Origin of the sequence: Nocardia sp. NPDC046473, from assembly GCF_040645995.1 — a bacterium.
Taxonomy (GTDB): Bacteria; Actinomycetota; Actinomycetes; order Mycobacteriales; family Mycobacteriaceae; genus Nocardia.
The window spans coordinates 519,479-532,700 of sequence record NZ_JBEYZJ010000007.1; the positions used below are offsets into that span (position 1 = coordinate 519,479).

At 66.6% G+C, this 13,222-nt stretch carries 14 protein-coding genes, 1 tRNA gene and 1 pseudogene; 8 read left to right on the forward strand and 8 right to left on the reverse strand.

Annotation, left to right across the window (positions count from 1 at the left end; translation table 11 throughout):
• Positions 1-9: 9 nt before the first annotated feature.
• Entirely contained in the window at positions 10-963 is a 954-nt protein-coding gene (locus ABZ942_RS27140) for an acyl-ACP desaturase (RefSeq protein ID WP_357386641.1), read from the reverse strand.
• A 182-nt stretch (positions 964-1,145) separates the two neighbouring features.
• On the opposite strand from ABZ942_RS27140, the gene ABZ942_RS27145 reads away from it, so the two are divergent.
• The 3 genes from ABZ942_RS27145 (at position 1,146) to ABZ942_RS27155 (ending at position 3,739) form a co-directional block, all read left to right on the forward strand.
• The gene (locus ABZ942_RS27145) at positions 1,146-1,691 is read left to right on the forward strand and encodes a PH domain-containing protein (protein WP_357386643.1); all 546 of its coding nucleotides are present in this window, start codon (positions 1,146-1,148) and stop codon (positions 1,689-1,691) included.
• Between the two features lie 61 nt (positions 1,692-1,752).
• Complete coding sequence (locus ABZ942_RS27150; RefSeq protein WP_150408010.1) at positions 1,753-2,430, forward strand: response regulator transcription factor; 678 nt, start codon at positions 1,753-1,755, stop codon at positions 2,428-2,430.
• Between the two features lies 1 nt (position 2,431).
• Positions 2,432-3,739, forward strand: a complete 1,308-nt coding sequence (locus tag ABZ942_RS27155) for a HAMP domain-containing sensor histidine kinase (protein ID WP_357386645.1) — start codon at positions 2,432-2,434, stop codon at positions 3,737-3,739.
• Positions 3,740-3,800: 61 nt separating this feature from the next.
• Here the strand turns inward: ABZ942_RS27155 and ABZ942_RS27160 are convergent.
• Positions 3,801-4,280 (reverse strand): annotated as a pseudogene (locus tag ABZ942_RS27160) (GtrA family protein); the annotation flags it as partial.
• 109 nt (positions 4,281-4,389) lie between these two features.
• On the opposite strand from ABZ942_RS27160, the gene ABZ942_RS27165 reads away from it, so the two are divergent.
• A complete protein-coding gene (locus ABZ942_RS27165) occupies positions 4,390-5,613 on the forward strand; it encodes a 5-(carboxyamino)imidazole ribonucleotide synthase (protein WP_357386647.1) in 1,224 nt (407 codons plus the stop codon).
• A complete protein-coding gene (gene purE / locus ABZ942_RS27170) occupies positions 5,606-6,115 on the forward strand; it encodes a 5-(carboxyamino)imidazole ribonucleotide mutase (RefSeq protein WP_357386649.1) in 510 nt (169 codons plus the stop codon). Before ABZ942_RS27165 ends, purE begins: the two co-directional genes overlap by 8 nt.
• A 557-nt stretch (positions 6,116-6,672) precedes the next feature.
• Here the strand turns inward: purE and ABZ942_RS27175 are convergent.
• A complete protein-coding gene (locus ABZ942_RS27175; protein WP_357386651.1) occupies positions 6,673-7,131 on the reverse strand; it encodes a helix-turn-helix domain-containing protein in 459 nt (152 codons plus the stop codon).
• Positions 7,132-7,230: 99 nt separating this feature from the next.
• Between ABZ942_RS27175 and ABZ942_RS27180 the strand changes: the two genes are divergently transcribed.
• Both ABZ942_RS27180 and ABZ942_RS27185 read left to right on the forward strand, forming a co-directional pair.
• Positions 7,231-7,914: a TetR family transcriptional regulator gene (locus tag ABZ942_RS27180; protein WP_357386653.1), complete on the forward strand. Its 684-nt coding sequence runs from the start codon at positions 7,231-7,233 to the stop codon at positions 7,912-7,914.
• Positions 7,915-8,046: 132 nt separating this feature from the next.
• Positions 8,047-9,204 carry an acyl-CoA dehydrogenase gene (locus ABZ942_RS27185; RefSeq protein ID WP_357386655.1) on the forward strand — a complete coding sequence of 386 codons (1,158 nt, stop codon included), beginning with the start codon at positions 8,047-8,049 and terminating at the stop codon, positions 9,202-9,204.
• Positions 9,205-9,273: 69 nt separating this feature from the next.
• Here ABZ942_RS27185 and ABZ942_RS27190 read toward each other — a convergent pair whose 3' ends face one another.
• Together ABZ942_RS27190 and ABZ942_RS27195 are read right to left on the reverse strand one after the other, a co-directional pair.
• Positions 9,274-10,089 carry an SGNH/GDSL hydrolase family protein gene (locus ABZ942_RS27190; protein ID WP_357386657.1) on the reverse strand — a complete coding sequence of 272 codons (816 nt, stop codon included), beginning with the start codon at positions 10,087-10,089 and terminating at the stop codon, positions 9,274-9,276.
• Positions 10,090-10,110: 21 nt separating this feature from the next.
• Entirely contained in the window at positions 10,111-10,791 is a 681-nt protein-coding gene (locus ABZ942_RS27195) for a hypothetical protein (protein WP_357386659.1), read from the reverse strand.
• A 67-nt stretch (positions 10,792-10,858) separates the two neighbouring features.
• On the opposite strand from ABZ942_RS27195, the gene ABZ942_RS27200 reads away from it, so the two are divergent.
• A complete protein-coding gene (locus ABZ942_RS27200; RefSeq protein WP_357386661.1) occupies positions 10,859-11,356 on the forward strand; it encodes a MarR family winged helix-turn-helix transcriptional regulator in 498 nt (165 codons plus the stop codon).
• A 24-nt stretch (positions 11,357-11,380) separates the two neighbouring features.
• On the opposite strand, the gene ABZ942_RS27205 is transcribed toward ABZ942_RS27200, so the two are convergent.
• The 3 genes from ABZ942_RS27205 to ABZ942_RS27215 form a co-directional block, all read right to left on the reverse strand.
• Positions 11,381-11,454 (reverse strand) — tRNA-Leu (locus tag ABZ942_RS27205).
• A gap of 30 nt (positions 11,455-11,484) precedes the next feature.
• Positions 11,485-11,769 (reverse strand): GNAT family N-acetyltransferase, encoded by a 285-nt coding sequence (locus ABZ942_RS27210; RefSeq protein ID WP_357386663.1) that lies wholly within the window; start codon positions 11,767-11,769, stop codon positions 11,485-11,487.
• Between the two features lie 41 nt (positions 11,770-11,810).
• On the reverse strand, positions 11,811-13,169 hold the full coding sequence (locus tag ABZ942_RS27215) for an FAD-linked oxidase C-terminal domain-containing protein (protein ID WP_357386665.1): 1,359 nt from the start codon (positions 13,167-13,169) through the stop codon (positions 11,811-11,813).
• Positions 13,170-13,222: the final 53 nt, after the last annotated feature.

Sequence of the window (13,222 nt, forward strand, 5' to 3'; positions counted from 1 at the left end):
TCTTCGGCGTCAGGCGGGTTGCAGCGCGGCCTTCGCGGCTTCCCTGGCGAACATGCGGTCGCGCTGTTCCTCGAACTTGAGCACGTCCTGCTCCAGCTTCTCGATGAACACGCCGAGCTCCTCCCGCGCCTGCTCGCCGCGCGGCCCGAAGTCGTTGCGCTCGAAGATGTTCCACTGCTTGAGCACCGGCGCCACCACGTCTTCCAGATGCTGGCGCAGATCGTAGATGCCGTGCTTGGCCATCAGCACGCCGTTGCGGCGGAAGTTGGGCATGCCCGCGCCCGGCATGATGAAGTGCGTCAGGATCTTGGTGATCGCCATCATCGCCTGATCGGGGGCCAGGTCGAGGCCCGCGCCGCACATGTTGCGGTAGAAGATCATGTGCAGGTTCTCGTCGGTGGCGATGCGCTGCAGCATGCGATCGGCGATCGCGTCGTTGCACACCCGGCCGGTGTTGCGGTGTGAGACGCGGGTGGCCAGCTCCTGGAACGTCACATAGGTGACGCTCTCCATGAACCCGCCCCAGTTGTCCGGCGCGGCAACACCGTTCGTCATGTGGATCATCCGTGCTTGTTCGAGCGCGACCGGATCGACGCCGCGAGTGACCACCAGGTAGTCGCGGATGGCGATGCCGTGCCGGTTCTCCTCGGCGGTCCAGCGGCCGACCCAGGTGCCCCACGCGCCGTCCTGGGAGAAGTTCTCGGCGATCTCGCGGTGGTAGGAGGGCAGGTTGTCCTCGGTGAGCAGGTTGGTGATCATGGCGACCTTGGCCACTTCGCTCAGCTTGGATTGCTCGGGTGCCCAATCCTGCCCACCCATCGCGGCGAAATTGCGGCCCTCGTCCCACGGGATGTAGTCGTGCGGGTGCCAGTCCTTCGCCAACGACAGGTGCCGGTTGAGATTCTGTTCGGCCACCGGCTGAAGTTCGGTCAGGATTTCCAGCTGAGTCAGGTCTTTGGTCACACATGCCTCCACGGTCGTATTCGGCGACTTTGTTCGAGCAGAACTGCTTGCGGACAGAACGTTCGAGCCAGATCGAACGGAGCACGCCAGCGCGGATCGGACACACGCAGGCAGACGATTGTGCAGCACGACGCGGTTCAGTGTCCGGCATTTCGGCATCTTTACGCGGTAGTGTTCCCGCCATGGGTTATCCGGAGGATGTGCTTGCGCCGGAAGAGCAGCTGATCCTGCACCGTCATCCGCATTGGAAGATGTTGTTCTGGCCGATCGTGACGTTGATCGTGATCACCGCACTCGCCGGTTTCGCAGGGGGACTCGCTTCGCGCAAAGCCGAGGGGACCACGCGGACGGCACTGCTGATCGCGGTGCTCGCGGTCTGGCTGATCGTCGTCGTGTGGCGTTGTGTCGCACCGGTTCTCAGCTGGAAGTCGACGCATTTCATCATCACCGACCGGCGCGTGCTGGTTCGGCAGGGCGTGCTCACGCACACCGGCATCGACATTCCGATGAGCCGCATCTCGAGCGTGCAGTTCCGGCACGGGCTGTTCGACCGGATGCTCGGCACCGGCACGCTGATCATCGAATCGTCGTCCTCGGAACCGCTCGAATTCGATGACATTCCGGCCGTGCAGAAGGTGCACGCGCTGATGTATCACCAAGTCTTCGACGTCGAAAACGGCGATAACGGACGCGGCGAGCACAGGAGCGAGCACGGCGACTACCGATGAATGAACCATCACGCATGAGGGGTAAGGGGCGGGTAACGGGTAGGCCCGTTAACCTGGGCATATGACGGCCGTACTGCTAGCAGAAGACGACGAGGCGATTGCCGCGCCGTTGTCGCGCGCCCTGGGGCGCGAGGGGTACTCGGTGACCGTCGAGCGCTTCGGCCCCGCCGTGCTCGAGCGGGCACTGGAGGGCCATCACGATCTACTCATTCTCGACCTCGGCCTGCCCGGCATGGACGGGCTCGAGGTGTGCCGCCAGGTGCGCGCTCGCGGCGCCGACCTGGCCGTGCTGATGCTCACCGCGCGCACCGACGAGGTCGACTTCGTGGTCGGGTTGGACGCGGGCGCCGACGATTATGTCGGCAAGCCGTTCCGCCTGGCCGAGCTGCTCGCCCGGGTGCGAGCGTTGTTGCGGCGCAGCGGGATCGGCGACGACACGGTGGAGGTCGGCGGCATCCGGCTGGAGCCCGCCGCACGCCGGGTGCTGGTGAACGGCGTCGAGATCGGCCTGGCGAACAAGGAATACGAGCTGCTGAAGGTGCTGATCGATCGGGCGGGCCAGGTGGTGCCGCGCGAGACCATCCTGCGTGAGGTGTGGGGCGACGCCGAGCTGCGCGGCTCCAAGACGCTGGATATGCACATGTCCTGGCTGCGTCGCAAGATCGGCGACGAGGGCCCGATGGCCGAGCGGCGCATCGTCACCGTGCGCGGTGTCGGGTTCCGGTTGAATACCGACTGACGTGCGACGCAGAATCCTGCGGTCCATGCTCACCGTGCTGACCCTCACCACGGTGGTGCTCGGGCTGCCGCTGATCTACACGGCCTGGCTGTGGGTCGAGGACATCACCCGCGACGACCTGCAGAGCAAACTCGAGCGGATCGCCACCGCGATCATCGTCCAGGAGCGGGGCGACGGCATGGTGCTCGGCGAGCTGGACACCCGATCGGTGCAGCCGCTGCTACCGCAGGACGGCAAGCTCACCATCATCTATCCGGCGCCGCAGGACAACGCGTCCCGGCTGGACATCGGCGTGACCCAGGTTCCCGACCCCCTGGTCGAGTCGCTGTCGATGGGAACCAAGGGGTCGCTGCGTCTGGAGGTCCCCTCGGCGCCGATGCACGCCAGGCAGCGTCAGGCCGTCGCGGTGGTGGCCTTGGCGGTGCTGGCCTCGCTCGGTGCCGCGGTCTCGGTCGCGGTGATCACTGCGCGCCGGGTGGCCGACCCGCTGCGCGACGTGGCGGCGCGGGCGGCGCGGCTGGCCATGGGTGACTTCCGGCCGGACCCGCGCAGGCACGGCATTTCCGAACTCGATCGGGTCTCCGACGTGCTCGACTCGGCGACGGTGGAGATCGCCGGACGGCTGCAGCGCGAGCATGCCCTGGTCGCCGACGTCTCGCATCAGCTGCGCAGCCGTCTCACCGCGGTGCGTTTGCGGCTGGACGAGCTGTCCACGCATGCCGATCAAGAGGTGGTGCACGAGGCCGAGGAGGCGATGGCGCAGGTCGATCGGCTCACCGACGCGATCGACGATCTGGTGCGCGCGTCCCGCGACGAGGACGCCGCCGATCTCGATCCGGTGCCGGTGATGGCGGAACTGCGTGGGGTCGTCGCCGAGTGGACGCATCCGTTCACCGAGAAGGGCCGGTCGCTGAAGTTGATCGGCGACGAGTCGTTGCTGGCGCCGATCACCGGATCGCGCCTGCGTGAAGCGGTTTCGGTGCTCGTGGACAACGCGCTGATGCACGGCGGTGGGACCTGCACGGTGTCGGTGCGCACCGTGCGGCCCGGGGTGGATCGGGATCCGCTGGTGTGTGTGGAGGTCGCCGACGAAGGTGACGGCGTGCGGGATGAATTGGCACCGCACATTTTCGACCGCGGCTTCTCTGCGGGCGGCTCGACCGGCGTGGGCCTGGCATTGGCCAGGGCATTGGTGGAGGCCGATGGTGGGCGGCTGGAATTGCAGCGACGGCGGCCCGCGCTGTTCGCGGTGTTCCTCGGCTCTTCCGCATATCGCACGGTGAACGCGGTGGTCACCGAACCGCGGTGAGTCAGTTGCGGCGGAATTCCTCTTCGACGAGGTCTTCGAATTCGGCGGCGATCTCGTTCATCTCATCGGGGAACACCCAGCGGCGCATCGCCCAGAACCGGAACGCCATCTGCAGCAGGTTGCCGATGATGAAGGCGCTGATGAAGTCCGCGACATTCTCGACGGTGAAGCTCACGTCGGGCTGGCGCAGGTCGAAGACGTAACTCGACACCCACAGCGGGATGAACGCGAGCACGACGCCGACGCCGCTGACTCCGAAGAACAGCAGGGCCTCGTGATGACGCTCGCGGCCACCGCGATTCCGGAACGACCATTCGCGATTCAGGATGTAGGACGCGATGACCGCGATGACACCGGAGATGATTTTCGCGGTGACCGGCTTCTCGGACAGCACGGTCCATTTCAGCGCGTAGAAGATGCCGCTATCGATCACGAAGGTTGTCGCACCGACGATGGCGAACTTGATCAGCTCCCGATGCCGGTACGCGACCTCCGCGAGCGGCTTGGGGAGGACGCTCACCACGTCGTCGACGAATGACACGGGGCCGAGTGTACCGCTACCCGGTGGTGGCGCCTCGGTTCGTCCGAGTGGAAGCGACTTGCTGGGCGATGGCGTCACCCGCTCCCGCGTGGGGGCATTTCCGCCGGTTATGACAATATTGTCCGACGTGAGCTCCGGCCGGTCTTTCGATCCCTCTGCTATGCCCACCGTCACAATGATCGGCGGTGGCCAACTGGCGCGCATGACGCACCAAGCCGCGATCGCGCTCGGCCAGCGGCTACGCGTGCTCGCCGAGAACCCGGACGACCCGGCCGCCCAGGTCAGCCCCGAGGTTGTGCTCGGTAGCCACCACGATCTGACCGCGCTGCGCAAGGCCGCGATCGGGTCGCACGCGCTGACCTTCGACCACGAGGGCGTGCCGACCGAGCATCTCGAGGCGCTGGTCGCCGAGGGCGTGAACGTGCAGCCGCCGCCGCGGGCGCTGATCTTCGCGCAGGACAAGCTGGCCATGCGCGTCAAGCTGTCCGAGCTCGGCCTGCCGGTGCCCGCGTTCGCCCCGGTGACCACGGTGGCCGACGCGGTGCGCTTCGGCGAGGAGCACGACTGGCGGATCGTGCTCAAAGCGGTGCGTGGCGGTTACGACGGCCGTGGCGTGTGGATGCCGGAGTCGGCGGACGAGGCCACCTCGATCGTGACCGATCAGCTCGCGCACGGCGCGCAGTTGCTCGCCGAGGCGAAGGTGGATCTGAAGCGCGAGCTGTCGGCGATGGTGGCGCGTTCGCCGTTCGGGCAGGCCGCGACCTGGCCGGTGGTGGAGACCGTGCAGCGCAACGGCCAGTGCGCCGTGGTGATCGCGCCCGCGCCGGACCTCGACGACGATCTGGCCGCCGCGGCGGAGACGTTGGCGCTCAACCTGGCCAAGGAGCTCGGTGTGGTCGGCGCGATGGCGGTGGAGCTGTTCGAAACCCACGACGGCACGCTGCTGGTCAACGAGCTCGCGATGCGTCCGCACAACTCCGGGCACTGGGGCATGGACGGCGCCCGCACCGGTCAGTTCGAGCAGCATCTGCGCGCCGTGCTGGACTACCCGCTCGGCGACACCTGCCCGCTGGCGCCGGTCACCGTGATGGCCAACATTCTCGGCGCGGCCGAGGCGCCGGCGATGTCGATGGACGAGCGCCTGCATCATTTGTTCGCGCGGATGCCCGACGCCAAGGTGCACATGTACGGCAAGGGCGAACGCCCCGACCGCAAGATCGGGCACATCAACATTCTCGGTGACGAGGTCGCCGTGGTGCGGGAAAGAGCTGAGCGAGCGGCACATTGGATGTCGCACGCGGTATGGACCGATGGATGGGATCCCCATGAGTGACGCGAGTACCCCGCAGGTAGGCCTGATCATGGGCAGCGACTCCGACTGGCCCACCATGGAAGCCGCCGCGGAAGCGTTGGCGGAGTTCGGCATTCGCTTCGAGGTCGGCGTCGTCTCGGCCCACCGCACCCCGCAGCGCATGCTCGACTATGCCCGCGAAGCCGCCGACCGCGGCCTCCAGGTCATCATCGCCGGCGCGGGCGGCGCCGCCCACCTCCCCGGCATGGTCGCCTCCGCCACCCCCCTCCCGGTAATCGGCGTCCCCGTCCCCCTCAAATACCTGGACGGCATGGACTCCCTGCTCTCCATAGTCCAAATGCCCGCAGGCGTCCCCGTAGCCACCGTCTCCATCGGCGGCGCCCGCAACGCCGGCCTCCTGGCCGTCCGCATCCTCGCCGCCCACAACCCAGCCCTCCGCACCCGCATGCAACAGTTCCAATCCGGCTTGGAACAAATGGTCCTCCAAAAAGACGAAGCCCTCCGCACCAAACTCCTCGGCTAACCCCCGAATCCCCCTGCGCCCCAGCGGCATACACCTTTATGCAAACCGATAACCCTTTGTATTACCCGTACCCCCGGTACAGGAGGTGAGCGGGTTACACAGAGGGTGATCGGCCTACATCACACCGCTGGAACTCGACATTCGATGGCTATCTGGGGCATCTCGAAACGCCACCACAGCCAGATGACCACTTCGGGAACGCGACACCACGCACCTGACGTACACCTAAAGTCGGGGTACCCCACCTGACGCGCCCAGCACTGCTCACAGGAAAACGTGGATAGGTCTTCAGCTCTATGGGCCGCTCACCGCATGGAGTCCTTAGCAGCACTTGCCCGGAAGAGTGCACCTTTCCGAGGGGCTCTTTGGCGTACTTGCCCGAGATCGTGCACTCAAAGACATCCTGGGTGTGCAGCCCCCGAGGTTTTCGACTGGTTCGTGGGATGCCCGAAGTAGTCAAATGGTTGTTGGTGCAATCGAGTCGAGTCAAATGGTCGCTCTTGAAGATCAACTAGCGACCACTTGACTCGACTCGATTGCGATTGTGGTCCTGCATCTCAGATGCCGAGGTCTTGGCCGAGGGCGGCCAGCTCGTCTGCTGCCGCCTTGCTCTTTGCCTCATTCTGCTGTTGGTACGCCTTGAGATCCTCGTACCGGATCCGGCGGTGCCTGCCGACCAAACGGAACGGGATTTCGCCGGCCTCCAACAGCGTGACCACATACGGGCGGGAGACGTTCAGCATGTCCGCCGCCTGCTGCGTGGTGAGCTCGGCGTGCGAGGGGACCACCGATACGCCACGCCCTTCGGCGGCTTGCGCCAGGATGAACGCCAACAGGCTGACGGCTTCACGGGGCAGGACCAACGCCTCCTCGCCAGGATGCTCCTGGGTGACCCGGATGTTCTGCTCTGCGGGGTGCCGCATCAGGTAGTCCTTGATCCGGCGCATCGCGCGTGCCGCAACCTCGGCGTCGATCTTCCCGGGCTCGGTGCGCTTTGCGGACTGCATGCTCACCATCTCAACCACCTCCTTATTCGAAGTATACGAAACAATCGAAATATTCGAAAGAGGGTCGCGTCGCCCCGGCGTGCTGGTCGGCCTCGCTACGGTGAGGGCGTGACTACTGGTGACCTCCGCCCGCGTAGCGGGGACGACAACACGCGGTTTCGGCTGACTGTTGTTGATCAGGCGTTGCGGTTGTTTGCCGAGAAGGGGTATGAGGCGACGACTGTCGAGGAGATTGCGGAGGCGGCGGGGATTTCGCGGCGGACGTTCTTTCGGCAGTTTCGGTCGAAAGAGGATGTGATTTTTGCCGATCACGAGTCGCAGTTGGCGCAGGCGGCGGAGTTTTTGGCGGCGTCGCACGGGGATGCGTGGGAGACGGTGTGCGAGGCCGTTGTTCAGGTGTTCGAGCGGTTCACGCAGTGGCGGGAGATCGCGGAGCGGCGGTATCAGGTGGTGCGGCGGGTGCCCGCGCTGCGGGAGCGGGAGATCGTGACGGTGTTCCGGTATGAGCGGCTGTTCACCGACTATCTGCGGGACCGGCTGCCGGAGGTGCCGGATCTGGCGCGGGTGCAGTACACCGCCGCGGTGACCGCGACGCACAACTATCTGCTGCGCCGCATGGTGCGCGGGGAGTCGGACGCGGGCGCGGCGGATCTGCGCGTCGAACTGGCCGCGATTCCGCGCGGTGCGGGGCGGCGCGCGGGCGCCGATGAGCTGGTGGTCGCGGTGTTCCCGCGCGACACCCCACCCCGGCAGGTCGCCGATCTGCTGGCACGCAAACTCGGTAGTCTTTGATCTAGGTCAAGTGCGACCAATCTGACACTGAGTGCCAGGAAGAATCCGCACGTTGCGGCCTTGCCTGGGCGTATACTAGCGAAAGATGTGGCACTGAGTGCCGACATGTACCGACGACCAGGAGTGAGCCCCATGGCGGGAAATCCCGATTTCGACCTGTTCAAGCTCGAGGACTTCCACGACGAACTGCGTGCGGCCATCCGCGGCCTCGCCGAGAAGGAGATCGCCCCGCACGCCAAGGACGTCGACGGCAACGCCCGCTTCCCCGAGGAGGCGCTCACCGCGCTCAACGCCGCGGGCTTCAACGCGGTGCACGTGCCGGAGGCCTACGGCGGCCAGGGCGCCGACTCGGTGGCCACCTGCATCGTGATCGAAGAGGTCGCCCGCGTCTGCGGTTCCTCCTCGCTCATCCCCGCGGTCAACAAGCTCGGCACGATGGGCCTGATCCTCAACGGCTCCGAGGAACTCAAGCAGCAGGTGCTCGCCGACATCGTCAACGGCGAGATGGCCTCCTACGCGCTGTCCGAGCGCGAGGCCGGTTCCGACGCCGCCAGCATGCGCACCCGCGCGAAGCAGGAGGGCGACGACTGGATCCTCAACGGCTCCAAGTGCTGGATCACCAACGGCGGCAAGTCTTCCTGGTACACCGTGATGGCGGTGACCGATGCGGACAAGGGCGCCAACGGTATTTCGGCCTTCCTGGTGCACAAGGACGACGAGGGCTTCGTGGTCGGCCCGCTCGAGCACAAGCTCGGCATCAAGGGATCGCCCACGGCTGAACTGTATTTCGAGAACTGCCGGGTGCCGGGTGATCGCATCGTCGGCGAGCCGGGCACCGGCTTCAAGACCGCGCTGCAGACCCTCGACCACACCCGCCCGACCATCGGCGCGCAGGCCGTCGGCCTCGCACAGGGCGCGCTCGACGCGGCCATCGCCTACACCAAGGACCGCAAGCAGTTCGGCAAGGCGATCGCCGACTTCCAGAACACCCAGTTCATGCTCGCCGACATGGCGATGAAGATCGAGGCCGCCCGCCTGATGGTCTACACCTCGGCGGCCCGTGCCGAGCGCGGCGAGAAGAACCTCGGCTTCATCTCCGCCGCCGCCAAGTGTTTCGCCTCCGACGTCGCGATGGAGGTGACCACCAACGCCGTCCAGCTGTTCGGTGGCGCCGGCTACACCACCGATTTCCCGGTGGAGCGGATGATGCGCGACGCGAAGATCACCCAGATCTACGAGGGCACCAACCAGATTCAGCGCCTCGTCATGTCGCGCGCGCTGCTGCGCTGAGCGTCGTAGCTTCGTCAACAGCTGAGGCAGTGCCGAGATTCGTTCTCGGCACCGCCTTTTCGCTGCCGGTCAGGAGATCTCGGCGAGCGAGGACACGACGACGCGGGCGACGGCGACCTGCCCTGCCGGGGTGAGGTGCACGCCGTCCGGTTCGAACAGGCCCGAGCGGGGGCGCGTGACCGCGATGGTGTCGATGGCCGGTTCCGGTCGGTCGAGCAGTAGTTGGGCGGTCTGCTCGTGATCCTTTGTGCGCCAGCCGATCTGCGCCTGCTGGAAGGGTGGATAGGCGGCGATCAGTACCTCGTCTATGTCGTGCGGGGTGACCCAGATCCAGCGTGCGCCACTCAGTCGGACACCCTCGTCGTGCAGCAGACGCAAGTTGCGCGCCGTCTCCTGGGCACTGACCATGCGCGGCCCGTCGCGTCCGATGCGCTGCGCGTCATTGGCGCCGAGTTGGCACAGCACCCAGTCCGGCCGCTGAAAGCTCAGCGCAGCAATGCTTTTCAAAGTCTGCGTGGTCGTCGCCCCGGAGACGGCCAGGTTGGTGAGGATGATCCCGTCGCCCGGTCGCCGCAGTTCGAGCAGATGCCGCAGGATTTCGAACCAGGACAGCCGATCGGCGGTGCTGCTCTCGCCGAGGGCGACCACGTGGGCGCCGGGTGCGAAGGGCAATCGATCGACCTGGCCCGCGACCCACGCCTCGGTGAGCAGTCCGGCCGCCCCCGTGCGGGCTTGTTCGGCGAATTCCGCACGCAGCGAATGATATTCGTCGGCGGTGAGGCCGAACAGTGCCGCGACATGCGCGTCGTCGATACCGTTCAGGAACGGGAGCGACAGTTCGGGCCGCTGGAATCGGGCCAGCTTGGCAGCCATCTGGGTGGTCATGGTGTTCCTTCCGGGGTGGAGCTACGAACGGGGAAGCAGGAAGCCCGCGGCGATCAGCCAGGCCATCCCGGTGAAGCGAGCAATGGGCAGCAGGAACGCGGCCGCGGTGACGGTGAGCGACGCGGTGGTGCCCAGCGCGACGACCGCGATCACCAGCCCCACTGTCGTCAGCCACGGCGCGAGCCGCCGTTGCGGCAGTGCGCTGAGTGCGATCCCCGCGACGAGTAGGCCGCTCGCCACGACATTGCCGGGTCCACCGCACAAAAACGCGAGGGTGTGCAGGGCGCGGACCAGCGCCGGGTCGGTGACCACCTCCGGCACGGTGAGCACCCAGCTGACCACGGCGGAGCAGATCAGCAGGGCCGCGGCGATGGTGCCGCCGACCGCCGCGAGGGCCGGGGCGAATCCGTCGATGATCCGCCGCGCCCGCGCGCTGACGGCCGCCACGTACAGGGTCAGCGGGATGGCGCTGGCGAATTGCAGCACCGCGCCGGTGCGTACGGCACCGGGATGGTCGCGGAAGTAGGCGAGCGCATCGTCAGCCGGTCCGAACGGCGACGGAAACGGGCTGCCACCGGCAAGAACCGTGCTGAGGACGAGTCCGGCGACGAACAGTCCGGCGGCGATGGCCGCGAGCGGGCCGAGTGGTGGTTCGAGGGTTTTCGCTGGTCGATCGAGGGGAGTCGGTGCTGAAAGCGCCATGACAATCCGTTCATGTCTATGAATCGTTCTCATGAGTGAACGACTATCCGATGGGTACGATAGCCGCGTGGCCGAATCGGAGCAAGAGGTTGTCGAGCAGGCGCGCCCGATGCGCGCGGTGGCCTTTCTGCTTGCCCAACTGGGCGCGCATGCGACGCAACGTTTTTCCGAACGCATCGCCGAAATCGGGCTCACCCCACCGGAAGTCGGCATCCTGCGGATGATCGCCGCCGAAACCGGCCGCAGTCAGCGCTCACTCGCCGCCGAACTCGGCGTCGTCCCCAGTCGGGTCGTCGCCTTGATCGATCCGCTCGACCGCAAGGGGCTTATCGAACGTCGACGCAGCGCGACCGATCGCCGCAATCACGAACTGCGCCTCACCGCGGCCGGGGGCGAAGTACTCGCCCGCCTGGCCGCGGTGGCGGTAGCGCACGAAACGGAACTGACCGCCGCGCTGTCGGACACCGAGTATCAGCAATTCGCCGACCTACTCGATCGTCTCGTCGCCGCCCGGGAGTTGTCACCGGGCGTGCATCCCGGCTACCGCACGCTCGACTCGAAGTAGTCGCCGCCGACCCGGCTCGCACTGTGCCCTCGGTCAGACTCGAACTGACACTGGACGGGTTTTGAATCCGTTGCCTCTGCCGATTGGGCTACGAGGGCAGAACAGGTCACCACACGGTGACCTGGGCGTCAGCCGACCAGGTCGGCGTATTCGCGGTGTTCGGTGATGTACTTCTCGACGTACCAGCAGGTCGGGATGATGGAGTAGCCGTTGTCGCGGGAGTCCTGCAGCGCGTATTCGACGACTTCGGCGGCGACGCCACGGCCCCGGAATTCCGGGAACGTCATCGTGTGCTGGAAATCGCGGACTTTCGGGTCGTCGCGCTGGGCGTAGTCGGCATAGCCGGCGAGGGTGTCGTCGAGATATATCTCGAAACGAGTGTCGGCGACGTTGTGCTCGAGCCTGGTGGTCATGATCTGGTGAAACTCCTTCGCGGCCGGGAATGTTCCGTGGACTAAAGAATCGCGCCGGGATTGAGAATGCCGTGCGGGTCGAGCGCGTCCTTGATGCGGTGGGTCAGGGCCATCACGTCCGCGCCGAGCTGATCGGGCAGCCACGCCTTTTTCAGCCGCCCGACGCCGTGCTCGCCGGTGATGGTGCCGCCGAGTGCGATCGCCAGGTCCATGATCTCGCCGAAGGCGCGGTGCGCGCGCTCGGTCATCGCGGCGTCGTCCGGATCGTGCACGATCAGCGGGTGGGTGTTGCCGTCCCCGGCGTGCGCGATCACCGAAACCATCACGTCGTTGCGTTCCGCGATCTCGGCGACGCCGCGCACCAGATCACCCAGTCGCGGCAGCGGAACACCGACATCCTCGAGCAGTAGCGTGCCGAGCTTTTCCACCGCTGGAATGGCGAAACGCCGTGCCGCCGTGAATGCTTCGCCTTCTTCCGGATCTTCGGTATGGAAAACCTCTGCCGCGCCCGCCTTTTCGCACGCCGCCACCATGATTTCGGCTTCCCGCCTTGCGAATTCGCCCGGCGCGTCCGAGCGGGCCACCAGCAGCGCCGCGGCTTTACGGTCCAGCCCCATCCGCAGCTCGTCCTCGACCGCGTTGATCGACACCGAATCCATGAATTCCAGCATGGAGGGCCGCAATTCGCCGGTGATCGCGAGAATCGCGTCGACCGCGGCGGTCAGCGTCGCGAAGGTCGCGACGACCGTGCTCTGCGGCGGCTGCGCGGGCAGCAGGCGCAGCGTCAGCTCGGTGATGATGCCGAGCGTGCCCTCACTGCCGACGAACAGCTTGGTCAGCGACAGTCCGGCCGAATCCTTGAGTCGCGGCCCGCCGAGCTGCAGCACCGTCCCGTCGGCCAGCACCACCTCCATGCCGAGCACGTAATCGGTTGTCACGCCGTACTTCACGCAGCACAGCCCGCCCGCGTTGGTGGCCGCGTTGCCGCCGATCGAGCAGATCTCGAACGACGAGGGGTCGGGCGGATACCAGAGCCCGTGCTCGGCGGCCGCGCGCTTCACCTCGGCGTTCAGCAGGCCGGGCTGCACCACCGCGGTCCGGGTGACCGGGTCGATGGTGATCGCCCGCATCCGCTCGGTGCTCAATACGAGGCCGCCGTCCACCGCGGTGGCGCCGCCGGACAGCCCGGAGCCCGCGCCGCGCGGCACCACCGCGATCCGCCGGTCGTGCGCCCAGCGCAGGGTGGTCGCGACGTCATCGGTGCTGGTCGCGCGGATCACCGCGAGCGGAGTGCCCGCGTCGGGATCACGCGCCCAGTCCTGCCGGTAACTTGCGAGAAGGTCGGGGTCGGTGACTACCGCGCCGTCGGGCAGCCCATCGATCAGGTCATGCAGGTCCACCCAACCAACGCTAGCCCGCCGAAGCGGCGAGGCCACGCAAGCCACCGAATGGG